General features: G+C 65.2%; 24 protein-coding genes. 11 read left to right on the top strand and 13 right to left on the bottom strand.

Annotation, left to right across the window (positions count from 1 at the left end):
- The first annotated feature begins 64 nt into the window (after nt 1–64).
- Nucleotides 65–955 carry a peptide chain release factor N(5)-glutamine methyltransferase gene (prmC, locus tag ACE10Z_RS01610; RefSeq protein ID WP_375786390.1) on the top strand — a complete coding sequence of 297 codons (891 nt, stop codon included), beginning with the start codon at nt 65–67 and terminating at the stop codon, nt 953–955.
- Between the two features lie 514 nt (nt 956–1,469).
- Nucleotides 1,470–2,249, top strand: a complete 780-nt coding sequence (locus ACE10Z_RS01605) for a DUF4167 domain-containing protein (RefSeq protein WP_375786389.1) — start codon at nt 1,470–1,472, stop codon at nt 2,247–2,249.
- A gap of 61 nt (nt 2,250–2,310) precedes the next feature.
- On the opposite strand, the gene ACE10Z_RS01600 is transcribed toward ACE10Z_RS01605, so the two are convergent.
- Nucleotides 2,311–3,063 carry a class I SAM-dependent methyltransferase gene (locus ACE10Z_RS01600; protein ID WP_207834498.1) on the bottom strand — a complete coding sequence of 251 codons (753 nt, stop codon included), beginning with the start codon at nt 3,061–3,063 and terminating at the stop codon, nt 2,311–2,313.
- Nucleotides 3,064–3,246: 183 nt separating this feature from the next.
- Between ACE10Z_RS01600 and gloB the strand changes: the two genes are divergently transcribed.
- Together gloB and ACE10Z_RS01590 are read left to right on the top strand one after the other, a co-directional pair.
- A complete protein-coding gene (gloB, locus tag ACE10Z_RS01595) occupies nt 3,247–4,014 on the top strand; it encodes a hydroxyacylglutathione hydrolase (RefSeq protein WP_375786388.1) in 768 nt (255 codons plus the stop codon).
- A complete protein-coding gene (locus ACE10Z_RS01590) occupies nt 4,014–4,469 on the top strand; it encodes a cupin domain-containing protein (protein ID WP_375786387.1) in 456 nt (151 codons plus the stop codon). The genes gloB and ACE10Z_RS01590 overlap by 1 nt, the downstream gene beginning before the upstream one ends.
- Nucleotides 4,470–4,585: 116 nt before the next feature.
- Here ACE10Z_RS01590 and ACE10Z_RS01585 read toward each other — a convergent pair whose 3' ends face one another.
- The 3 genes from ACE10Z_RS01585 to ACE10Z_RS01575 all read right to left on the bottom strand — a co-directional run bounded on the left by ACE10Z_RS01585 (nt 4,586) and on the right by ACE10Z_RS01575 (nt 7,765).
- Complete coding sequence (locus tag ACE10Z_RS01585) at nt 4,586–5,452, bottom strand: DMT family transporter (RefSeq protein WP_375786386.1); 867 nt, start codon at nt 5,450–5,452, stop codon at nt 4,586–4,588.
- Nucleotides 5,453–5,591: 139 nt separating this feature from the next.
- A complete protein-coding gene (phbB, locus tag ACE10Z_RS01580) occupies nt 5,592–6,317 on the bottom strand; it encodes an acetoacetyl-CoA reductase (RefSeq protein ID WP_375786385.1) in 726 nt (241 codons plus the stop codon).
- A 269-nt stretch (nt 6,318–6,586) separates the two neighbouring features.
- Complete coding sequence (locus ACE10Z_RS01575; protein ID WP_212311967.1) at nt 6,587–7,765, bottom strand: acetyl-CoA C-acetyltransferase; 1,179 nt, start codon at nt 7,763–7,765, stop codon at nt 6,587–6,589.
- A gap of 312 nt (nt 7,766–8,077) precedes the next feature.
- Here ACE10Z_RS01575 and phaR point away from each other — a divergent pair, with 312 nt between their 5' ends.
- Nucleotides 8,078–8,668, top strand: a complete 591-nt coding sequence (phaR, locus tag ACE10Z_RS01570; RefSeq protein ID WP_298370742.1) for a polyhydroxyalkanoate synthesis repressor PhaR — start codon at nt 8,078–8,080, stop codon at nt 8,666–8,668.
- Between the two features lie 174 nt (nt 8,669–8,842).
- Here phaR and ACE10Z_RS01565 read toward each other — a convergent pair whose 3' ends face one another.
- Entirely contained in the window at nt 8,843–10,534 is a 1,692-nt protein-coding gene (locus ACE10Z_RS01565) for a putative bifunctional diguanylate cyclase/phosphodiesterase (RefSeq protein WP_375786384.1), read from the bottom strand.
- A gap of 219 nt (nt 10,535–10,753) precedes the next feature.
- Between ACE10Z_RS01565 and ACE10Z_RS01560 the strand changes: the two genes are divergently transcribed.
- Nucleotides 10,754–11,038, top strand: a complete 285-nt coding sequence (locus ACE10Z_RS01560) for a hypothetical protein (protein ID WP_375786383.1) — start codon at nt 10,754–10,756, stop codon at nt 11,036–11,038.
- A gap of 15 nt (nt 11,039–11,053) precedes the next feature.
- Here ACE10Z_RS01560 and ACE10Z_RS01555 read toward each other — a convergent pair whose 3' ends face one another.
- The 4 genes from ACE10Z_RS01555 to mtgA form a co-directional block, all read right to left on the bottom strand.
- Complete coding sequence (locus ACE10Z_RS01555; RefSeq protein ID WP_375786382.1) at nt 11,054–11,524, bottom strand: YybH family protein; 471 nt, start codon at nt 11,522–11,524, stop codon at nt 11,054–11,056.
- A 19-nt stretch (nt 11,525–11,543) separates the two neighbouring features.
- Nucleotides 11,544–12,161 carry a hypothetical protein gene (locus tag ACE10Z_RS01550; protein ID WP_375786381.1) on the bottom strand — a complete coding sequence of 206 codons (618 nt, stop codon included), beginning with the start codon at nt 12,159–12,161 and terminating at the stop codon, nt 11,544–11,546.
- Between the two features lie 143 nt (nt 12,162–12,304).
- Nucleotides 12,305–12,490, bottom strand: coding sequence for a 50S ribosomal protein L32 (gene rpmF / locus ACE10Z_RS01545; RefSeq protein WP_021077536.1), 186 nt, complete (start codon nt 12,488–12,490; stop codon nt 12,305–12,307).
- A gap of 157 nt (nt 12,491–12,647) precedes the next feature.
- Nucleotides 12,648–13,391, bottom strand: a complete 744-nt coding sequence (gene mtgA / locus ACE10Z_RS01540; RefSeq protein WP_375786380.1) for a monofunctional biosynthetic peptidoglycan transglycosylase — start codon at nt 13,389–13,391, stop codon at nt 12,648–12,650.
- 128 nt (nt 13,392–13,519) lie between these two features.
- Between mtgA and ACE10Z_RS01535 the strand changes: the two genes are divergently transcribed.
- Nucleotides 13,520–14,440, top strand: coding sequence for a polyprenyl synthetase family protein (locus ACE10Z_RS01535; RefSeq protein ID WP_375786379.1), 921 nt, complete (start codon nt 13,520–13,522; stop codon nt 14,438–14,440).
- An 18-nt stretch (nt 14,441–14,458) separates the two neighbouring features.
- Nucleotides 14,459–15,139, top strand: coding sequence for a DUF1345 domain-containing protein (locus ACE10Z_RS01530; protein WP_375786378.1), 681 nt, complete (start codon nt 14,459–14,461; stop codon nt 15,137–15,139).
- A gap of 224 nt (nt 15,140–15,363) precedes the next feature.
- Here ACE10Z_RS01530 and ACE10Z_RS01525 read toward each other — a convergent pair whose 3' ends face one another.
- Entirely contained in the window at nt 15,364–17,262 is a 1,899-nt protein-coding gene (locus ACE10Z_RS01525; protein WP_375786377.1) for a caspase domain-containing protein, read from the bottom strand.
- Nucleotides 17,263–17,521: 259 nt separating this feature from the next.
- Here ACE10Z_RS01525 and ACE10Z_RS01520 point away from each other — a divergent pair, with 259 nt between their 5' ends.
- Nucleotides 17,522–17,980, top strand: coding sequence for a hypothetical protein (locus ACE10Z_RS01520; RefSeq protein WP_375786376.1), 459 nt, complete (start codon nt 17,522–17,524; stop codon nt 17,978–17,980).
- Nucleotides 17,981–17,986: 6 nt separating this feature from the next.
- On the opposite strand, the gene ACE10Z_RS01515 is transcribed toward ACE10Z_RS01520, so the two are convergent.
- Nucleotides 17,987–18,433: a GFA family protein gene (locus ACE10Z_RS01515; RefSeq protein WP_375786375.1), complete on the bottom strand. Its 447-nt coding sequence runs from the start codon at nt 18,431–18,433 to the stop codon at nt 17,987–17,989.
- A gap of 98 nt (nt 18,434–18,531) precedes the next feature.
- Here ACE10Z_RS01515 and ACE10Z_RS01510 point away from each other — a divergent pair, with 98 nt between their 5' ends.
- Together ACE10Z_RS01510 and ACE10Z_RS01505 are read left to right on the top strand one after the other, a co-directional pair.
- Nucleotides 18,532–18,906, top strand: a complete 375-nt coding sequence (locus ACE10Z_RS01510) for a nuclear transport factor 2 family protein (RefSeq protein WP_375786374.1) — start codon at nt 18,532–18,534, stop codon at nt 18,904–18,906.
- A gap of 108 nt (nt 18,907–19,014) precedes the next feature.
- Nucleotides 19,015–20,622, top strand: a complete 1,608-nt coding sequence (locus ACE10Z_RS01505; RefSeq protein WP_375786373.1) for a Na+/H+ antiporter — start codon at nt 19,015–19,017, stop codon at nt 20,620–20,622.
- 156 nt (nt 20,623–20,778) lie between these two features.
- Here the strand turns inward: ACE10Z_RS01505 and ACE10Z_RS01500 are convergent, their stop codons facing one another.
- Both ACE10Z_RS01500 and ACE10Z_RS01495 read right to left on the bottom strand, forming a co-directional pair.
- Entirely contained in the window at nt 20,779–22,119 is a 1,341-nt protein-coding gene (locus ACE10Z_RS01500) for a Rieske 2Fe-2S domain-containing protein (RefSeq protein WP_375786372.1), read from the bottom strand.
- A gap of 180 nt (nt 22,120–22,299) precedes the next feature.
- Nucleotides 22,300–22,932 (bottom strand): hypothetical protein, encoded by a 633-nt coding sequence (locus ACE10Z_RS01495; RefSeq protein ID WP_375786371.1) that lies wholly within the window; start codon nt 22,930–22,932, stop codon nt 22,300–22,302.
- Nucleotides 22,933–22,937: the final 5 nt, after the last annotated feature.

Below are 22,937 nucleotides of genomic sequence, written 5' to 3'. Positions count from 1 at the left end.
GGGTGTCGTGCATGCGGACAACTCTTCCCCGGATTTCGCTTCGCTCCATCCGGGCTACGGGACGGTGTTCTCGGTGAGTCAATTTGCTGGCCAGACCATCGACGCAACACGCCGCGCACTTGCTGCGCGACTGCAATCGGCCGGCAACGATTCCGCCGAGCTCGATGCGCGGCTGCTGACCGGCGCCGCGCTGGGGCTCGACCTGACCGGCATGATCAGCGGCGCCAGACGCATCCTGACCCAAGACGAAGCGAACCACCTCGAAAACCTCGCGCGGCGCCGCCTCGCCGGCGAACCGGTCGCGCGCATTCTCGGCATCAAGGAATTTTGGGGACTGCCGCTGCATCTCTCCTCCGCGACGCTGGTGCCGCGCCCCGACACCGAGACCGTGGTCGAGCGCGCGCTCGAACTGCTGCGCGCCGACGGTGCGGCCGGGCGCGCGTTGCGGATCGCCGATCTCGGCACCGGCTCCGGCGCGATCCTGCTGGCACTGCTCTCGGAACTGCCGCACGCGCATGGCTTTGCCACCGACATCTCGGCGGAGGCGCTGAAGACAGCGAGCCGGAACGCCGCCGAGCTCGGACTTGCGGATCGAGCGACGTGGATCGCGTGCGACTACGGCAGCGCGCTGACCGGCACGTTCGACCTGATCGTGTCCAATCCGCCCTACATTTCCTCGGCCGAGATCGCGGGTCTCGACATCGAGGTGCGCACGCACGATCCGCGCGCGGCGCTCGATGGCGGGGCCGACGGGCTCGACGCCTACCGCGCGCTGATTTCGCAATCTACGGGTCTTTTGACCTCGGGTGGATTTCTGGTTGTGGAAGTCGGACAAGGCCAGAGCGCCGACGTTGAAGCGCTGATGACGGCTTCCGGGTTATCCCCAACGGGGCCGCCCAAGGCCGATCTCGGGGGCGTTCCGAGGGCCGTTTCAGCCCGCCGGCTGCCCCGATAAAGTCCTATTGGAACGCAAAAAAACCTCTTGGAATATCCCCCGGGAACGACTACGTTCCGGCCACAACATCGGTGCTGGCCCCGTAACCGTTACGGGTGATGACCAGGGTTCAGCAGAGCCCGCCGATCGAAAGGTTCCAGGAACGCAGGTCTCATTGAGCGCAATAGCCGAAGCTGTGCTGCTCTCGACCGCCAAGCGAACGAAAGCCTGTTATTGCGCTTGAACACTTACGCACGAGAACTGGGCCTGTCTCAACGGGCGTAATGATTTTGTCGCTGGCGCGTTTGGCCGGCGGCGGTTGGGGAACGCGTCTTTGCTGAACGCGACTTTGCTGAACGAGATGGTCGGCGACATCGATGCCACTTCGAACGGTATTGCGATTCCGTGTGCCTAGGCGCGCGCCGAATCGGACTCTGGGAATCGGACTCTGGGAATCGGACTTCTGAGAATTCGGACTTCTGAGAAATCGGACTGTGGACTGCAATAACTTCAGGGCTGGAATAAAAGGCGACAGATGAGAAACGGTCAGAACAACAAGCGGATGCGCAACCGGAATAACAACAACAATAACAACAACAATAACCGGCGCGGCCAGAATCCCCTGACACGGGTGTACGAATCGAACGGACCCGACATCAAGATCCGCGGCACGGCCTCCCACGTGGCCGAGAAATACGTCCAGCTTGCGCGCGATGCACGCTCCTCCGGCGATCCGGTGGCAGCCGAAAACTACTACCAGCACGCCGAGCACTACTACCGGATCATCGCGGCCGCGCAGGAGCAGTTCCGGCAGAATCAGCAGCCGGCGCGCCCCGACGCCGAGGTGACGCAGAGCGAAGACGGCGACGACGACAGCGACGGCTATTCGAGCTTCGGCCAGGAGCCGGGCTTCGTGCCGCAGCAGCAACAGCCGTTCATGCGCGACAATGGCCAGCAGCCCTACCAGCAGCAACCGCGCGAGCACCGCGAGCGTGACCAGCAGCCGCGCGAGCAGCAGCCGCGTGAGCACCGCGAACGCGAGCATCGTCCGCAGCCGCAGTATCAGCCGCAACCGCAGATCCAGCCGCAGCCGGTGCTGGCCGATGCCGGCGGCGTCGATCGTCTGCCCTCGTTCATCACCGGTGGCGCGCAGCCGCAGGTCAACGGTGGCGCCTATGACGCCAACAATGGCGGCGCAGAACGCGGCGAACGGAGCGAGCGCTTTCCGCGCCGCCGCCGCCGTCCGCACGGCCCGCGCCCCGACATGGCGGCGCAGCCGGCGCCGAGCGACGACTTCAATCCGGGCAACGAGTAACGCAACTGCGCAGCCACCCTCCCCTGGAGGGTGGCTAATCCGTGCCACGGCTCAGCGTCGTCTACGACTCCGCGTGACTGGATTTGCGCGTCGCCGTCGAGGACGGCACCAGCACCGGACGCAACGACGGGATCAGTTGCGTGCGCTCACGGCGCGCCGGGATCGCGCGATAGACCTGCTTGCTCGCTTCCACGATATGCACGCCGGCGAACGGCATCGACAGCGCCGCCCCGACCCGCTCCCACGCCATCGCCGAGCGCAGGAACCAGCTGCCCTGCACCGGCGGCATGAACAGCGCCTCGCCCCATGACGCCGGCGTGAACCAGGTCTGCCGCAACAGCTGGGTGATCTGCGCCCGCGAATAGGGCCGGCCATGGCCGAACGGCGTGGCATCGGTGCGGGTCCAGACGCCGCGCCTGTTCGGGATGATCGCGATCAGCCGCCCCGACGGCGACAGCACCCGCCACACCTCGCGCAGCAGCCGCTCGGGATCGTCGGACATCTCCAGCGCATGCACCAGCAGCACGCGGTCGACCGCGGCATCCGGCAACGGCATCGAGAATTCGTCGATCAGGGTCGCCAGCGCAGGCCGGCCGGTCGGCCATTTCAGCACGCCCTGGGCCGCCGGCATGAAGGCGATGCAGCGCTCGCAGGTATCGCGGAACAGGCCGAGATAAGGTGTCGGATAGCCGAGCCCGAGCACGCGTAGGCCTTCCGCATTCGGCCACCGCGCACGGATGCCGCGGTTGATCAGCTGCCGCGCCACGATGCCGAGGCGCTGCGAATAGAAGTCGCGGAGGTCGATGACGTCCATGATCCCAGCCTAACATGCCCCTTGCAGCCGGGGAGCGCCGAAATTTGCGTTGCCGCCGGAGCGTTAACGCCATATTTCACCCCTATATTGGGCGCGGTGAGAGCATGATCCGGAAACGGCGACACCGGTATTTCGAAAAGATCATGCTCTGACGCGTCCGTCCCGTTTGTTCGTGGAGATATCATGACCGCCGAAATTCGCACCTTCAGCTGCCTCACCGACAATTTCGGGTACCTGATCCACGATCCCGCCACCAAGGCGACGGCATCGATCGACGCGCCGGAGGCCGGCCCGATCATCAAGGCGCTGGAGCGCGAAGGCTGGACGCTGACCGACATCCTGATCACCCATCACCATGGCGACCATGTCGGCGGCGTCGCCGGGCTGAAGCAGAAATACGGCTGCCGCGTCGTCGCCCCGCACGACAAGTCGGCCAAGATCGCCAATGTCGATCTGCGCGCTGCCAATGCCGACGTCATCAAGGTCGGCAGCCTCTTGGCCCGTGTGGTTGAAACTCCCGGCCATACGCTCGACCATATCTCCTATGTGTTCGACGGCGAGAAGGCGGTGTTCGCCGCCGATACGCTGTTCTCGATCGGTTGCGGCCGGGTGTTCGAAGGCACCTATCCGATGATGTGGGATTCGCTTCTGAAGCTGCGTTCGCTGCCGGACGATTTCCGTCTGTATTGCGGCCATGAATACACCGCCTCCAACGTGAAGTTCGCACTCACCATCGAGCCCGACAATCCGCATTTGCAGGCCCGCGCCGAGCAAGTGACGAAGCTGCGCGCCGAGAACAAGCCGACGATTCCGGTGCTGCTGGGCGACGAGAAGAAGGCCAACGTGTTCCTGCGCGCCGACGAGCCTGTCGTCGCCGCCAAGCTGCACATGAAGGGCGCCGACCCGGCGCTGGTATTCGGCGAGCTCCGCGAGCGCAAGAACAAGTCGTGATGGCCGACCTCTCGGCTGCCGACATCATCGCGCGGCTCGCGCTGCAGCCGCACCCCGAAGGCGGGCATTACCGCGAGACGTTTCGCGACGAACGCTGCGGCGCCGGCGGACGCGCGCATTCGACCGCGATCTATTTCCTGCTCGCGCGCGGCGAGCGCTCGCACTGGCATCGCATCGACGCCGTGGAGATGTGGCATTATTACGCGGGCGCGCCGCTGACGCTGAAGATCGCGCAGGACGGCGCCCCACCGCATGCGGTCACGCTCGGACCCGACGTCATCAGCGGCGAACAGCCCCAGGCGATCGTGCCGGCAGGCGCCTGGCAGGCCGCGGAAAGCCGCGGCGACTGGACGCTGGTCGGCTGCACCGTGGCGCCGGGCTTCGAGTTCGCGAAGTTTGAGCTGGCACCGAAGGGCTGGGAGCCGGCGTCGCAGGATCCTTCCCCGTCATCCTGAGGTGCGAGCGCAGCGAGCCTCGAAGGATGCACGGCCACAATCGGGCCGTCGACCCTTCGAGACGGCCGCTTTGCGGCCTCCTCAGGGTGACGGTGAATCGGCCCGCCCTGCCCACCCTACTTCTTCAGCACCATGTCTTTCGCCGCGATGAGCCCGCCGCCGGCGATCAGGATCGCGGCGATGGCGATGTTGGCGCTGGGCTTGGCGAAGCCCGCGGCAATCAGGAACGCGGTCGAGAGCAGCGGCGTGGCGTAGGATGCGGCGCCGAGCACGCGGATGTCGCCGCGCTTCATGCCGACATCCCAGGCAAAGAAGGCAGCCCCCACCGGACCGATGCCGAGCGCGATCACCGCGAGCCATTGCAGCGGTGTCGCGGGCCACACCGTGGTTTCCACCATCAGGTGCACCAGCGCGGCAAGCACGGCTGTCGCAAGGCAGAAGCCCGCCACCGCATCTGTCGGCACCGCCTTGAGCCGGCGCGACATCACCGAATAGGCGGCCCAGACGAACGCCGCGACAAAGGCCGCCGCGAAGCCTGGAATCTGCGCGCTTGTGAAGGCGCCGGTGTTGCCGGCGAACAGCAGCACGGTGCCGGCAAGGCCAAGCAGCGCGCCGATGATGTGATGAACCGCAAGCCGCTCGCCCGGCAGCAGCGACGAGAACAGCACGATCAACAGCGGCCAGAGATAGTTGAGCAGGCCAGCCTCGGCCGGAGGCGCGAAGCGCAGCGCCAGGAAATACAGCGCGTGATAGCCGAACAGGCCGCCGACGCCGACGAGCCAGGCAATCGGCGACTGCTTCAGTGCGCCGAACGCTGCGGGACGGAAGAGAAAGCTTGCGAACGCGACCGCGGCGCCGATCGCAAACGTCATGGCGGCGAGCTGGAACGCCGGGATCGCCCCGGTCGCGACCGTCATGACCGACAGCAGCGACCACATCAGGATGGCGGTCAGTCCGACAAGGGTGGCAGTTCGGGTCGTCATCTGAATTCAATCCGTCGTGGCCGGGCCAGCCACGTCTTTGCTTCGCGCCTCGCGGTTGTAACGACGAAAATGCCCGGCACAAGGCCGGGCATCACGACGTCATTGATGGAGCGCCTGCGGCGTGACGACGCTTCTCGCGTCAGGCGTGGTACTGGCCACCGTTGATGGTCAGCGTCGAGCCGGTAATAAAGCCGGCATCATCGGCGGCGAGGAACACGACCGCACGCGCGATCTCCTCGGGCTCGCCGAGACGGTTGACCGGGATCTGCGGGATGACATTCTTCTCCAGCACGTCCTTCGGCACCGCCTGCACCATCTCGGTGTTGATGTAGCCGGGCGCGATCACGTTGACGGTGATGCCACCCTTGGCATTCTCGATCGCGAGCGCCTTGGTGAAGCCGATGTCGCCGGCCTTTGCCGCCGAGTAGTTGACCTGGCCGAACTGGCCCTTCTGGCCGTTGATCGAGGAGATCGAGATGATGCGGCCGAATTTGCGGGCGCGCATGCCCTCGATCACTTGGCGCGTCATGTTGAACAACGAGCCGAGGTTGGTGTTGATCACGGCATTCCACTGCTCGAGCGTCATCTTGTGGAAGGCGGTGTCGCGGGTGATGCCGGCATTGTTGACGAGCACGTCGATCGGACCGAGATCGGCCTCGACCTGCTTCACGCCGCCCGCGCAGGCGTCGAACGATGCGACGTCCCACTTGTAGACCGGAATGCCGTTCTCCGCCTTGAACTTCTCCGCCGCGGCGTCATTGCCGGCGTAGCTTGCCGCCACCTTGTAGCCCGCCGCTTTCAGCGCCTTGCTGATCGCAGCTCCAATGCCGCGCGTTCCGCCCGTCACCAATGCAACACGTGCCATGTCCGTCTCCTCCTTGGCCGTCTTTTATGACCGGATCGCTCCGGTCTTGCGCACTCACTCAACAAAGCGCGATGAGATTAGGCTCAATCGTCATCGCGCTTTGGCTCCCTCTTCTGAGCATGATCCTTTCGGAAAACCGCTTCGCACTTTTCCGGATCATGCTCTCGAAACAAAAATGCCCGGCGCAAAGCCGGGCATCATGTTTATCAGTTCGCGCCGTGGTTGACAGATGATCTTTTCATCACCTAACCGACCTCGCTGCCTCTTGTTCAGTCGCGTGCAACGCACATAGCGATGCCCATGCCGCCGCCGATGCACAGCGTCGCGAGGCCCTTCTTGGCATCGCGCTTCTGCATCTCGTGCAGCAGCGTCACAAGGACGCGGGCGCCCGACGCGCCGACCGGATGGCCGATCGCGATCGCGCCGCCGTTGACGTTGACCTTGGCCGGATCCCAGCCGAGGTCCTTGTTGACGGCGCAGGCCTGCGCCGCGAACGCCTCGTTGGCCTCGATCAGGTCGAGGTCGGCGATGTTCCAGCCGGCCTTCTTCAACGCGGTGCGCGAGGCGGGGATCGGCCCGGTGCCCATGATCTTGGGGTCGACGCCGGCCTGGCCCCACGAGACGATGCGGGCGAGCACCTTCTTGCCCTGCTTGGCGGCTTCCTTGGCGGTCATCAGCACGACGGCGGCGGCGCCGTCATTGATGCCCGAAGCGTTGCCGGCGGTCACGGTGCCGTCCTTCTCGAACGCGGCGCGGAGCTTGGCCATCGCGTCGATCGTGGCGCCATGACGCGGATACTCGTCGGTGTCGACCACGATGTCGCCCTTGCGGGACTTGATGGTGACCGGGACGATCTCGTCCTTGAACCTGCCGGCCTTCTGCGCCGCCTCGGCCTTGTTCTGCGAACCGACGGCGAACTCATCCTGCTGCGAGCGGGTGATCTGGTACTGCTTGGCGACGTTCTCGGCGGTGTTGCCCATGTGGTAGCCGTTGAAGGCATCCCACAGCCCGTCCTTGATCATGGTGTCGATCAGCTGAAGGTCACCCATCTTGACGCCGCCGCGCAGATACTGCGCGTGCGGAGCCATGCTCATCGACTCCTGGCCGCCCGCGACCACGATCGAGGAGTCGCCGTTGAGCAGCGCCTGGTAGCCGAGCGCCACCGTACGCAGGCCCGAGCCGCAGAGCTGGTTGACGCCCCAGGCCGGGCTTTCCACCGGAATGCCGGCCGCGATCGAGGCCTGGCGGGCCGGGTTCTGGCCCTGCGCCGCAGTGAGGATCTGGCCCATGATGACTTCGGAGACCTGACCACCCTCGACGCCGGCACGCTCCAGCGCCGCCTTGATGGCGATCGCGCCGAGGTCGTGGGCGGGCGTGGTGGCGAACGCGCCGTTGAAGCTGCCGACCGGGGTGCGGGCGGCGCTGACGATGACGACATCGTCTGACATGGACATCTCCTATGGGTTGTAGCTGGGTTTCTCGACGGCGGGCGGCCGGTTGGCGGACCTGTCTCTTAATGGCTATCCTGTAAACCTCATTGAGCCATGTCAATCGCGCTGACGCGCAAATCGCGCCGCGACGCACTCAAAATGACGTCCTTGGCACTTTCCTGAGCAATACCTTTGCTTTGGGATTAACCGTGCAGCACAAAACGGTAGCCGAACGGCTTTGAAAATGCTTACCTTTGCTGCGATGCGTTGCATTTAGCCCAGCGGCGATGCTGCCGGGTTCCAGGTCCTTCGGTGTTGAAGTGTGAGCCCATGGCAAAATCTGAACAACCGACCACGATCAAGAAATACGCGAACCGGCGGCTCTATAATACCGGTACGAGCACCTATGTGACGCTCGAGGATCTCGCGGCGATGGTGAAGGAAGGCGAGGATTTCCTCGTCTATGATGCCAAGACCGGCGACGACATCACCCGCTCCGTGCTCGCGCAAATCATCTTCGAACAGGAAAACAAGGCCGGACAGAACCTGCTGCCGACCACCTTCCTGCGCCAGCTGATCCGGTTTTATGGCGACAGCATGCAGATGGTGGTGCCGAAATATCTCGAGCAGTCGATCGATACGCTGACCCGGGAACAAGAGAGATTCCGCAAGCAGATCGCGGGCGCCCTGAGCGGGACGCCGTTTGCTCCCCTGGAAGAACAGGTCCGCCGCAACATGGAGCTGTTCCAGCAGACCTTCTCGATGTTCAAGCCGTTCGTGCCGCAACGTGGCGGCACTGAAGCCGAGAAGGCGCCGGAGCCCGCGGCCGAGGACGGCAACATCGACGACCTTCGCCGCCAGATGAAGGACATGCAGGAACGCCTCGAGCGCATGTCGCAGCCGACGAAGAAGGACGAGTAGGTCTCGTTCTTGCGCCCGCTACTCACCCCAACGTCGCCCCGGCGAAAGCCGGGGCCCATAACCACAAATGTCGGTTGTTTGAACGAGGCGTCTGCCACTTTGCCTCATTGAGAAGCCGCGGCGTATGGGTCCCGGCTTTCGCCGGGACGACACCGTCGATTTGGCGAACAGATATCACCCCGCAGCCGGCACGGCCTTCTCCGCCGGCGCGTTCCACGGCCGGTCCGGCGAAGCGAGCCCGATCAGGCGGCCCTGGATGAAGTCGCAGCCCCATTCGCGCAGCATCACGGCGGCCTCTTCGTCCTGCACCCATTCGGCGACCGTCTTGATTTCAAGGCGGCGCGCGAGATCGATCAGCGTCTGCACGAAGGCGCGGTCGTCGGCCGAACGCACGATGTTCTGCACGAAGGCGCCGTCGATTTTCACGATGTCGACGCCGAGCTTGCGCAGGTTTCGGAACGAGGTGTAGCCGGCGCCGAAATCGTCGATCGCGATCCGGCTGCCGAAATTCTTCAGCCGCGTGACGAAGCCACGGACGTCGTCGATATCCTGGATCGCGACCGTCTCGGTGATCTCGACGATCAGCCGCTCGCCGACGCCGGGATGCGCGTGCATCAACGATTCGATGGTGGCCCACCAGTCCGGATCCATCGTGGTGTCGGGCGAGATGTTGAGGCTGAGCTGCACGCTCGGCGCGGCAGCGAGCTCGGCGATCGCAAGCTCCAGCACGCGATGATCGACCATCCGGATCAGGCCGAGCCGCTCGGCAACCGGCACGATATCGGGCGCGAGCAGCGCGCGGCCGTCGTCCTGCTCCATGCGGACCAGGCACTCGTAAAACGAAGGCTGCCGCGAGCGCGCATCGACCACCGGCTCGAAGCCGATCACGATGCGGCGCTCGTTCAATGCGGTGACGATCTCGTCGGTGACGCGGATGTTGACGCGGCGCTGGGCATCGCGCTCGACATTCGGCTTCCACAGCGCGAACGATCCGGCGCGGCGGCTCTTGGCGGCGTCCAGCGTCTCCTGGGCGCGATTGACCGCCTCCTCCGCCGACTTCGCATGGCGCGGGATGGTGACGGCGCCGATCGATGCCGTCACCGACACCGGGCCGGACCTGGTCGGCACCACCTCGTCGCGCACCGCGGCGAGGAAGCGCTCGGCCGCGACGTTAGTGTCGTCGACGGTGCAGTTGCGCAGGATCAGGCCGAACTTGTTGCCGGAGAAACGGCCGAGCATGTCGCCGCTGCGCAGCCGGGCACGAATCCGTTTCGCCACCTCGGCGATGACGGCGTCCGCGACGTCGAAGCCGAACGCATCGTTGACCCGCGCCAGATGATCGATGCCGATCAGCATGAAGGCGCAGGAGGTACGGAAGCGTGCGCACTCCTCGATCGTCTCGGCGAGCGAGGCGATCAGATGGGTGCGGTTGAGCTCGTTGGTCAGCGGATCGTGCCGCGACAATTTCAACAGCTGCTCGTCGCGGGCGTGCCGCTCATTGTTGATGCGGACGACGCCCTGCACGCGCGCCGGCCTGCCGTCGGCGCCGGCAAACCAGCAGCCGGTCTCCTCGATCCAGATCACCGGCGCTGAGGTAACGGCCCGCACGCCATATTCGATCCGGTAGGGAATGCCCTCGCCGCTCTGCACCAGCGCGGACTGGCCAAGCGCATCCATGCGGACCGAGCGCGATGGCTCGATCAGCTTTGCGAGCTCGGTGCCGCTTGCGAGCGCAGTGAGGGGGATATCCGGGAAGACCGTCGCCACATTGTCGCTCCAGGCAATCGCGTCGGTCGCCAGGTCCCAGGCGAATGTCGCTTGGCCGAGCGAGGCGAGGATGCTGGCAGCCGGCGGGACAGGGAGCATCGACAATGTCTCGATTTGGGACGGCACCCGGTGATTCTATACACTCTCAAGATAGTGGTTCCGGCGAATCCAACGCTAGGAGAACTTGATAAATAATCTGGAAACCACGTTTTCGAATGCCGCGGAACGAACTGGGGATGGCGGGCATGACCCTTGCCATGAGGGTGTTGCAGAGGGACGCAACGTCCCAGACTATGACGCTCCAACGGGTCGCAGGCGATGCGCGATATCGATCAATCAGAGGTCCTGGACGGCGAGTTCACAGACACTGCCGGGGCGACCGGCACGGCTCTGGTGCCGCTGGCCGCGACCACGCATTGGGCGCCCAAGATCCCGCTGGCGCATGCCGACCCGTCGTTTGTCGCCCATCTGATCGCCACCGCCGCCCATGAGCCGCAGACCTGCGGGCTGCGGCGTGGGTCATTGGCCGACGCGCAGAGCGCCTACGGCCCGCATGTCGACGAACGCCGCAGCGTCGCGCGGCGCACCCGGCAAATCATCTAGCTGATCATCTCGCGATCAACGGGCCTTGACGGGCCGGTTGCCGTGGCTGTCCTGCGGTACGCCGCGGCGCAGCGACATATGGGAATGGATGCCGAGCCAGCGCCCGTCGGCCTGACGCGCGAGAATGATCGTCGCCCGCCCCGGCCGGTCGAAGCGGCTGCCGTCCGCATGGAAGCCGGTGCTCGTCCACGGCGTGATTACCGTCGCCATGCCGCCGTCGGCGCTGATCAGCACTTCCGTATGTTCGAGATCGAAGGCGAAGTCCGCGGTGCGGGGCCAGACATTGTCCCATTGCATCTCGGTCCAGCGCGCGCGGCCGTGGATGAGTTCCTGATAGGTGCCGAACGAGATGATGTCCGAATGCCAGAACGGACGGGCGGCCGCATAGTCGACCGCCCTGACGCAGGCGGCGAACCGTTCGAGCCAATCGAAGATCGATTGAGTGGTCGTCGAATCGGCGATCGGAAGGGCCGTTTCTCCGCTCATGATCGTCCTCGAGAACGCTCTAGCGTTGCGGCGTGTCCGACGATGGCTGGCTGCCGGGCTGCAAATCCGGCGAATTGACCGTCGGCTTCGGCGCCGACTGATCGAGCAGCACGGATTCCGCAACCGACGTCGCTGGAGGAATCGGTGCGGCGGGCGCTGGTGTGACGATAGGTGCAGGCTCAGGCCGCGGCGGGGCAGGCTCCACCGCAGGCGCGTGCCGTGGCGCCTCGGGCTGCGACTTGCTGACCGGCGCCGGCGCAGCGACCACCGCACGGCGGCGGGTGCGCAGCGCAATTCCGGAAATGAAATCGACCAGCGCCAGCAGCGTGAGCAGGCAATAGGTCGAGTTGCCGAATTTCGGCCAGAGCACGAATTCGGCGGCCGCCGCGCCGAACACGATCAGCGACAGCAGATGGTCGGTGAGATATTTCGCGCCGGGGCGCGCGCCCTTGATGACCTCGAACAGCAACATCAGCACGCCGACGGCGAGCAGCATGTCGCTGAGGGTGATCTGCCACTGCTCGCCCGACAGCAATGTCAGCCTGATCAGCGGGTCCGTGAAGGACACGCCGGGCATCAGGAAGGCGATGATGTTGTAGACCGCGAGCGGAACGAGCAGCAGCGGAAAACCGACCATCGGGGCTTGCGCCTTATTCAGGGAGAACCAGCAATGCGGCGATGCTCATTGGCCTCGCCGCCGACGCGCCCGTCTTGACCGCACTCGTTGGCCGAATTCAGGCGCAGCGCCGCATGGCTGTGGCGCGACAGCCGAAGGTCCGATCAGGACTCTTTCTTGGCCTTCAGGACCTGGCGGCCCTTGTACATGCCGGTCTTCAGGTCGAGGTGGTGCGGACGGCGCAGTTCGCCGGAGTCCTTGTCCTCGACATAGGTCGGGGTCTTGATCGCATCGGCCGAACGGCGCATGCCACGGCGCGACGGCGAGGTTTTTCTTCTGGGAACGGCCATGACGGTGTCCTCTAGGGTGTTGCGGAGGCATCGTCCGAAATGCGGACGGGCTCAGCGCTTCGAAGCGCAAGCTGCGATGCCGGTAAGGCCGCGCTTATAGAGGAAGGGACCGCGTAAATCTAGGCCCGGAGATAGCAAAATCCGCCCGAAATCGCGCTCAAGAGCCGCGACTTTCGCGCCAGCAACGCGTCACCGAGTTGGCCCGGGCGATATAGGTGCCGGACAGCCTGCGGACCCCCGGACCCGGGTTCCGGGCACTCCTTTTGACCGGATTCGGCAGGATCGCCGCCAAAAGCGCCGCCTCCCGGGGTGACAGCTCTGCCGCCGACCGGCCGAAGGCATATTGGGCACCGGCTTCGGCCCCAAACTGCCCGGATGGCCCCATTTCCGCGATGTTGAGGTAGATTTCGAGGATCCGCTGCTTGGGCAGCACGAAATCGATCCAGAGCGCCAGCGGCAGTTCCAGCCCCTTGCGGATGACGCTGCGGCCGGGCCACAGGAACAGGTTCTTGGCCACCTGCTGGGTGATGGTCGAGCCGCCGCGCGCCGCCTCACCGTCCCCGGCGTCGTCGATCACCTCGCGCAGCGCGCCCCAATCGACGCCCCGGTGCTTGCAGAAATGGGCGTCCTCCGAGCCGACCACGGACCGCGGCAGATAGGGCGACATGGCGCCGAAATCGATCCAATGCCGCGTGACCGGGGCCCCTCGCAGGGTCCGCCACGCCATCAGGGCCGAAACTGGCTGACCGGTGCGGTAGAACGGCGTCACCAGATAGGGCAGCAACAGCAGGGCCAGCAAAAGCAGCAATAAAATCCGGACAATGCGCAAAGCTGGGGTTTCCGGGGAGGACCTTTCCAGGGAGGATTTGGGACCCGCCCGCCAGAACCCGGCCGGCGTCATCAGACGTCTGGGGGATAATTCACGGTTTTTCCAGCACTTTTAAGGCGCAATCCGCCGCAGGGCGGGAATTGACGAAGCCGATCCCATCAACGATTGTCCGGCCGAAAATCGATCTGGAGCAATTCTTAATGACGACCGGTACTGCAGAGTTTTCCAAGCGGCTGGACCAGACCGCGGAGGATACCGAAGCCCTGCTCGCCAAACTACTGTCCGATGCGACCGAGAGCGACGAGATCGTGCGCCCGAAGCGGCTGATCGAGGCCATGCGTTACTCGAGCCTCGGCGGCGGCAAGCGGCTGCGGCCGTTCCTCGCGGTCGAGAGCGCCGCGGTGTTCGGCATCCCTCGCGGATCCGCCCTGCTGGTCGGCGCCGCGCTCGAATGCATCCACTGCTACTCGCTGATCCACGACGATCTGCCGGCGATGGACAATTCCGATCTGCGCCGCGGCCGCCCGACCCTGCACAAGGCCTATGACGACGCCACCGCGATCCTGGCCGGCGACGCGCTGCTGACCATTGCTTTCGACATCATCACCCGCGATGCGATCCACACGGACGCGCAGGTGCGCCTGCTCTTGACCCGTGCGCTGGCGCGCGCCTCCGGCGTCGGCGGCATGGCCGGCGGCCAGATCCTCGACCTCGCCGGCGAAGGCCGGTTCGGCGACCGCGAGCCGGTCGACGTCGCGCGCGTGCAGCAGATGAAGACCGGCGCGCTGCTCCGCTTCGGCTGCATCGCCGGCGCGATCCTCGGCCAGTCCTCGCAGAAGGAATACCAGGCGCTCGACGATTACGGCAAAGCGCTCGGCGAAGCCTTCCAGATCGCCGACGATCTGCTCGACGTCGAGGGCGATGCCGCCGCACTGGGCAAGCCCGCAGGCGCCGACGCCGTGCTCGGCAAGACCACCTTCGTCACCCAGCTCGGCATCGACGGCGCCAAGCAGCGCGTGCGCGACCTCCTGGCGCGCGCCGACGCCGCGCTGTCGGTGTTCGGGAACCGGGGCGACGTGCTGCGCGCGGCCGCCCGCTTCGTCGCAGAGCGCAAGAACTAACCGAAAGCAAAGCGCGAAATGAACAAGGAGTTCGACGATCGCCTTGTTCGTTTCCGAAAGCTGCCGATGCCGGTCCGCGTGGTGGTGGGCCGGCCGCGCACCTTCGTTTCGATCACGGTCGGCATCGCCGTTGCGCTGCTGATCCCCGGCTCGATGCGCCTCGTCACCCGCATGCTGGCCGGCTGGGACGCCTTCGCGGCGCTCTATCTCGTGCTCGCCTATGTGATGATGCTGCGCTGCGGCGTCGCCCACATCAAGCGCAGCGCCATATTGCAGGACGATGGCCGCTTCCTGATCCTGCTGCTGACCGCGTTCGGCGCGCTGGCGAGCCTGCTGGCCATCGTGTTCGAACTCGGCGCATCCAAGGGCACCTCGGCCGGACTGGCGGTGGCTATCGTCACCATCACGTTGTCATGGGCTGCGGTCCACACCGCGTTCGCGCTGCACTACGCCCACGAGTTCTACCGCGGCAAGACGCCCGGCGGATTGCAGTTCCCGAGCGGCGATCAGCATACCGACGCCGATTACTGGGATTTCGTCTATTTCTCGTTCGTGATCGGCATGACCGCGCAGGTCTCCGACGTCGGCATCACCGACAAGATCATCCGCCGCACCGCGACCGTGCACGGCATCATCTCGTTCATGTTCAACACCGCGCTGCTGGCCCTGATGGTGAATATCGCCGCGAGCGCGATCTAGCCGCTACGCGCTAGATGCGTGATGAGATTAGGGTTTGATCTGGAGCGGCAGCGGAAATTCACCTCTCCCTTGGGAGAGGTCGGCGCGTAGCGCCGGGTGAGGGGTTACACTCTCTCATTGGAGCCGCGGCCTCTCACCCGATTTGCTGCGCAAATCGACCTCTCCCCAATGGGGAGAGGTAAGCCGCAGTCTGCGGTCGCGATTCAACCCAAACTCATCCTGCTCTAGTTGCAGACCTCGACATTGCCGACGTTGCCGCCGGGGCCGCCGCCGCCGCGGTACTCGAGATGGCAGCCGCGCCTCACCGGACGGCACAGATAGGCATCGCACATGATCTGACCGCTGCCGCCGCCTTCCGCCCTCGCACGGCCCTGCGGGCGCGGAATGTCCGCGGACGGGACCTGTGGCTCACGCTGCGGACGGAAGGCGCGTTCGCGGTCGCGGCGCGATGGCCGCTCGTCGCTGTCGCGCTTGGCGACCGGCTTCCGTTCGCGCCGCTTCTCGCACTCATTGTCGTCGTTGAGGAACGAGCCCTCGGCGCACACGATCCTGCTGCAGCGATCGCCGTCAGCCTTGTAACCGTGCTCGCAGACCAGCGGGCAGACGCGGGATTGCTTCAGCTTGACGGCATCGAGGGTATCGACGCTGGCGGTCTTGATGTCGAGCTTGGTGCCGGCATAGCGGTTGAACAGCGTCAGCGAGCGCTGCGAGGCTGCGTTCCAGTCGCCATCGACGGTGCCGGTCAGGCAGCCGACGCGGCGCAATTCGGTCTGCACCGATTTGACCACATCCACCTCGGGTGACCCGGTGGCCAATGCGGCCACCGTCGTGGTCTTCTCGGGAGCAGCCGGCGGAGGCGGCGCGGCGGCCGCAGCCTGCGTTGCCGCTTGATCGGTCACCGCCGTGTTCGTCGCATCACGGTCGGCCAGCGCGGCATCGGCCTGCCGCTTCTGCTCGGCGGCCGCGGCCTGGTCCTGTGCGACCTGCTTGGCCCGTTCCGCGGCAAGACGCGCCGCTTCGGCGGCTTTCGCATCGGCCTCGGCCCTGGCCTGCTGCGCCTTCTGCGCGCCCTCGGCGGCGAGCCGGGCGCGCTCCTGCTCGGCCAGACGCGCCTTCTCGGTGGCGGCCACGCGCGCGTCCTCGGCGGTGAACTTCTCGAGCTGCAACCTGGCGAGGTTGGCGTAGTAGCCGCTGGGATATTGGGCGAGGAAGGCGTTCATCGCGCTCTTGTTGCCGATCTGCAGCGCCAGCTCGTAATCGCGCCGGGCCTCCGACTGCGGCGTCGGTGCCGGGGCTGTGGGCGCGGCAGCGGCGGCGGCGGGCGCCGGCTTGGCCGGTGCCGGCACCAGCGGCACGTCCTCGCCGCCGAGCGAGCCATAGACGAACGGCTCCTGGCGGTTGTTGGTGGTCTTCAGCACCTCGTCGCGGACATAGCCGAAGGCGCGGCGCACATCGAGACCGGGGGTCGGCAGGAATTTCGACAGCGCGATCGTGAACGGGCTGTTCTTGCCGTCGCCGTCGGCCGCGGTCGAGCCGGCCTTCGCAGAATAGGCGATCAGCACATTCGGACTGGTCGGCTCGACCTTGGCGAGCCCCTGCCCGATCGCCCGGGTCGCCAGCGTCCGCTTCATGGTCTTGGCGAACGGATTGTCGCGGCAGGCATCGAGGATCACCAGCCGCAGTCGCCTCGCCGGCTCGATCGCGACCAGGATGCGGTCGAGCGAAAACGCCTCGTCATAGACGTCGGTATCGCGCTCCAGCCGGGCATCGACCGGGATCAAATAATTGGCGCCGTCGACCTCGATGCCGTGGCCGGCGTAGTAGACCAGCGCGATATCGGCATCGCGAGCGAGGTCGGCGAACTCGCGCAGCGCGCGGCGGGTCTCGACGGCCGGAAGGTCCTTGCGGAAGTCGACCACGTCGAAGCCGGCATTCTTCAACGTCGCGGCCATCACCGAGGCATCATTGACCGGGTTGGCCAGCGGCGCGGTGTTCCGATAGGCCGAATTGCCAAGCACCAGCGCCACGCGCTTCTCGGCGAAGGCGGGCTGGCAGACGATCAGCAGCAAGGCCGCGACGGCGAGCAGCAACCGGTTCAAGTTCAAGAGCCCAGACCCATTCATGGCGACACTCTGGCCGTATCCTAGAGCCCCGTTCCGGTTGAATCGGAACGAAGCTCTGGTTTCTCGTTTGACGCGTTTTCTTCACGCGAACCGGTATCCGCTTCGCTCGAAAACGCTCTAGCATGCAGATCCGTTTACCAGAAGCAGGCGGGGTGCTTTGTGAGGCGCCTCACGATCTGCGACGGTGTGGACCATGCCTTCCTGACTGTTAGTCGACGAAACAGACCGGCGGTTCGGATTTGGCTGGTCACGAGATTTCGTGCACGATCGCGGCAACAAGAACAGAGCCACGGAGGACATGATGCAGGGCACAAGCGCGGCGGTTCCATCCGCCAGAGCCGGCAAGGTCCGCAGCATGGCAAAGGCCCTCCTCGCTCTCGCGCTGTTGGCCGGCTGCGCCGCGGGCTGCGGCCTGGTCGACGCCGTGTTCGACGGCTTCAAGCACGCCAAGGCCGTGGAGAACGATCTGGTTGCGATGGTCGGGGTCAAACCGGCGGTCGGGTTCAACTGGCACAATGGCCGGCTCACGTCGGTCACCGTCACCTTCCCCAGCCTGCTACAGGACAAGCCATTGCATGAACTCGCCGCCGCCGCGCGCGCCGCGGTCGGCAAGGAGTTCAAGCAGCGCGCCGACGACGTCGTGCTCGCCTTCTCGCTGGGGCCGTCCGAGACGTCGGCGGTACAAGCGGACCAAACTCAGGGCAAGAACCTGCCTTGAGCGGACTTATTCCCCGCTCTGCGTCACATGTTCCTGATATTGCGGCAGGTCGTCCAGTATCTCGTACCACGGCGCCTTGGAGCCGACGAAGATATGCGCGGTCGGCCGGATCGTCGGCGCATCGCGCAGCGTACCCATCGTGACATGGACATAGGCGCCGCTACGGACCTGCGAATAGAGCAGCGACCCGCAGCGGCCGCAATGCGCGTCGTGGGTGAGTTCGTCGCCGTAGATCAAGAGACCCTCGGCGCCGCGGGTGACGATAAATTTTTCGCGCACGATGCCTGCGAACGGCTTGAACGCCGAGCCCGTGGTGCGCCGGCAATTCGAGCAGTGACAATTCAGCGCATAGCCAAATGCGTCGGCCACCTCGTAGCGCACGTCGCGGCAGAAGCACTCGCCGGTCAGGATAGTTTCGCTCGAACTTGCGTTCGAATCTGCAGATGCGGTCACAACTTGCTCCTCACGCGGAATTTTGTCTCCGGCCATGGCGCTATCCGGCGGATCATGCCTAAATCCTGGCAGCCAAATCCTGCCGGGAGGACTAACCAATGAGCCAAGATCGATCCAGCGTCGAGAGCGTCGTGCAAACCTATTTCGACGGTCTCTACGAGAGCAATGCCGACAAGCTTGCGACGGCCTTTCATCCCAGTGCCGACCTGCGCTGGGTGGACCAGGGCGAGCTGAAGGTCCTCAGCGTGCCGGACTGGCTCGCTCTGGTGCGCAAGCGGCCGTCGGCGAAGGCCGAGGGCAAGCCGCGCGAGGATTTCATCGTCACCATCGACCGCTCCGACGACAACACCGCCTTCATCAAGGTGCGTTGCCAGCTGCCGCCGCGTTATTTCACCGACTACCTCGTCGCAATGAAGCTCGCCGATGGCTGGCAGATCGTCTCTAAGTCGTACCGTTACGACGTGCGGGACTGACCGGGCGGCCCACCGCATCCCTCCGACGGCTTTATGACACGCCCCAGCGGTCCGGCTGCGGCCGGACCGCATTGACTGGCGCTGGTTTCCGGGCGAATTGAGCCCATTATGGAAGCCAAGTTTCAGATCTTTCTCACCCTGCTCGGCGTGCTGGCGGGAACCGCCCTGGTTGCACGGCGGACCGATATCGCGCCGGCGATCCTGCTCCTGCTGGTCGGCATCGTGCTCGCCTTCGTGCCCGGCATGCCGTCGCTGGAACTGCCGCCCGAGCTCGTGCTTCTGATGGTGCTGCCGCCGCTGATCTATTCGGCAAGCGTCGCGATGAGCTGGCGCGAGTTCAAGGCCAATCTGCGGCCGATCATCCTGCTCTCGGTCGGCTGCGTGATCTTCACCGCCTTCATGGTCGCGGCCGCGACCCACTATCTGATCGGGCTGCCCTGGAGCATCGGCTTCCTGCTCGGGGCGATCGTCGCGCCGCCGGATGTCGTGGCGCCGCTCGCGATCGCGCGCAAGCTCGGCATGCCCCGCCGCATCCTGGTGGTGCTCGAGGGCGAGGGGCTCGCCAATGACGCGACCGCGCTGATCCTCTACCGTTTCGCGCTCGCCGCCATCACCACCGGCCTGTTCTCGCTGCCGAAGGCGACCGGCACGTTCCTCGTCATCGTTGCCGGCGAGATCGCGTTCGGCACGGCGGTCGGCTGGCTCAGCCTGCGCGCCCGCCGCCGCGCCAGGGATCCGCAGGTCGAGATCACGCTGTCGCTGATCACGCCCTATCTGGCCTACTGGATCCCCGAGCATTTCGGCGGCAGCGGCGTGATCTCAACCGTCGCCTGCGGCCTCTATATGAGCTGGAACGGACCGCTGCTGATCTCGGCCGCGACGCGCCTGCAGGGCATCTTCTTCTGGGACTTGATCATCTATCTGATCGAGGGCCTGCTGTTCCTCTTGACCGGCTTCCAGATGCGCTCGCTGTACGAGAAATCGAAGGCATTCCCGCTGCACGACATCCTGACCGCCACCGCGCTGGTCGCCGTCATCGTGATCGTCGCGCGCTTCGTCTGGGTGTTTCCCGGCACCTATCTGCCGCGCTGGATCAGCGCCCGCGTGCGCGAGCGCGATCCGCTGCCGTCGTGGCGGGCGGTGTTCGTGGTCGGCTTCACCGGCGTGCGCGGCGCGGTCTCGCTCGCCGCAGCGCTTGCGCTGCCCCTGACATTGCCTGGTGGCGAGGCCTTCCCGTATCGCGACCTGATCCTGTTCGTCGCCTTCGGCGTGATCTTCGTGACCCTGGTCGGGCTCGGCCTCGGATTGCCGCCGGTGGTGCGCCTGCTCGGCCTCGCCAAGGACGGGCGCAACGAGCATATCGCCGAGCACGAGCAGGAAATCGAGGCGCGCCGCGAGGCGCTGAACGCCGCGCTGAAATCGCTCGACGCCATCACCGACGACCGCGAGCTCTCCGACGAAGTGATCAAGCTGCTGCGGTCGCGCCACGAGATCCGCATCAACCAGCTGCCTGATACGCTCGATCCCGACAAGCACGACGTCTCCGCCGCCGGCACCGCGCTGACGCGGGAGCTGATCTCGTCCGAACGCAAGTTCATCCACATGCTGCTGCGCGACGGCAAGATCACCGACGAGACCAGGCGGCGCATCGAGCGCGACCTCGATCTGGAGGAGGCGAGCCTCTCCAACCGCGAGTATCGCAGGATCCCGTTGTAGCGCGCGGTATCTCCACACGTCGTCCCGGGCAAGCGAAGCGCGACCCGGGACCCATAGCCACAGGGCGCTGTTGTTGCGCGACGCTGTGGTCCCAGCTCGCTCGATCCCACATCCTGTGGTTATGGGTCCCTGCTTTCGCAGGGACGACAGCGGTGCCTATTCCGCCGCGGCGTTCTGGCCGGGACCGCCGACGAAGCCAGCGGGATCGCCGAACCGCTCGATCATCACGGCCGTGAGGTCCTTGGTCTTGCTGGTGACGCAGGCACCGGAGCGCACGGTGTAGCGATCCTGATGCCTGGCGTGCGGCGGCGCCTCGCCCTTTTGCAGCGCGCGGGCCGCCTCCAGCACCAGCTTGCGGAAATGCATGATGCCGAGATCGGTCGGGCCGAGATGCTCGCGGGTGCGGTCGGCGATCGGGCCCTGGCTGTCCTGCACCGCGGCGTCCTGCTCGGAGACGCCCTTGATCCCGGTGTAGCTCTTGGTCCGCTGCAGTTGGCGGTCGATCAGATAGTCGTTTGCCTTGTTGCGCAGCGGCACGTAGTTCTCGTCGACCACTGCCATCACGCCGTTGCCATTGGCATAGCCGTCGCGTTCGGCATCGGTCAGCGGCCGATGCGGGTTCCACGCATAGGTGTAGATCCAGCAATTGGTGTCGGTCACCGGAACGAAGGTCTGGCCGAACATGTTCTCGCCCGGCATCGAGCTCGGCGCATAGCTGTGGAACGGCATCAGGAACTGGGCGATGCGCCAGTAGATATTGTCGCTGCCGGTGAGCCGCCCGCCCGCGACCGTCAGCCCGGCCTCATGCGGATTGATCTTGATCACCGGCCGCGGATCCTCGGCGATCCAGCGCATGTGGTCGGTCGCGACCCGCGTCAGCGGATTCACAAAGTGCTTCTTGATGTCGAGGATTTCGTTCTCCTCCTTCTCGAAGGAGAGATGCGCGAAGGTGAAATGCGCGGTGTCGATCGAGCCTTCCACCGCCTGCACCCAGTTGCAGTCCTGCCACTTCTTGGTGACGAAGCGATGCGAGGCCGGCAGTAGCGCCATCTCCAGCGCGGGCAATTCGGGCATCGCCTCGGCTGGACCCATATAGGCCCAGATCATCTCGCCCCATTCGCGCACCGGGTAGGACTTGATGCGGATCAGGTCCTTGGCGTTGAGGTCCGGATAAGAGGTCGGCATGTCGACGCAGCGGCCGTCGGTGTCGAACTTCCAGCCGTGATAGGCGCAGCGGATGCCGCATTCCTCGTTGCGGCCGAGCCAGAGATTGGCGCCGCGGTGCGGGCAATACTGATCGATGATTCCGACCACGCCCCTCGAGTCGCGGAAGGCCAGCAGCTCCTCGCCCATCACCACGATCTTCTTCGGGTCGCTGTCCGGCTCCGGCAGCTCTTCCGACAGCAGTACCGGAATCCAGAACCGGCGCAGCAATTCGCCCATTCCCGTTCCGGTACCGGATTCGGTGAGGAATTTGTTGTCTTCGGCGCGGAGCATGGCGTTTCCCCGGGAGTTGTTTTTGATTTTCCCGGAGCTTGGCGTAGCGGATGCGCGGCGTCAATGCGATTGGCTGCGCGGCCGGCAACCCTGTCCCGCGCACTGATGGATTTAAACCGGTTCTCTGCGCGGCCGGTCCGCGCCCGCGCAGAGTGTTTCAAGGCAGGCTGGCCTTCCGGCTCAAGGCTTCACGTAGGCCCATCCCTTCTCCTGCAGTTCCATCACGCGCACGACGCCGGACTTCACGACTTCCGCCTGCTTGACGATCGGGATCGACTTGTTCTCGGCCTTCTGCATCTTCTCCTGGGTGTTGCCGCAGGCCTTGAACGACACCTCGGGTGAACTGAGGGCCATTTCCTCGATGCGCGCCTTCACCGGCGACGTATCCTCGCGCAGCATGTGCAGGCCCGGGCCGAACGTGACCACCTCGATCCTCACCTTTTCGCCGAGGCCCTTGTAGTACTCGGCCACGTTGGTTGCGTTGTTGAGCGTGAGATTCATGGCGGCAGGATCATTGCTGTTCACCTGCAGGATCAGATGATGCTCTTTCTCTTTCGGCGCCGCCGGATCGTGCATGCGCGCATATGCGGCGCGCTTGCGTACTTCGGCTGCGGATCGCGACGTTTCAGATTTCCGGGCGTCGCTTGTCCGGTGAGTTGCGGACTGCTCACCCGGCACCCAGTATTTTCCGCCTTGCTCGGCCACCGCCAGGGACGCGGAAGCCAGCACAGCGATGGCACCCATCGCAATGAATTTCGCAACAGACTTAGAATTGGGCATCAAGCATCTCCATCTCGAAAAATCGTCGAACACAGTTC

Source organism: Bradyrhizobium sp. Pha-3 (assembly GCF_042258615.1).
Lineage (GTDB): Bacteria > Pseudomonadota > Alphaproteobacteria > Rhizobiales > Xanthobacteraceae > Bradyrhizobium.
The sequence above is the reverse complement of the archived record's forward strand: the minus strand, read 5'-3'. Positions and strand labels throughout refer to the sequence as shown.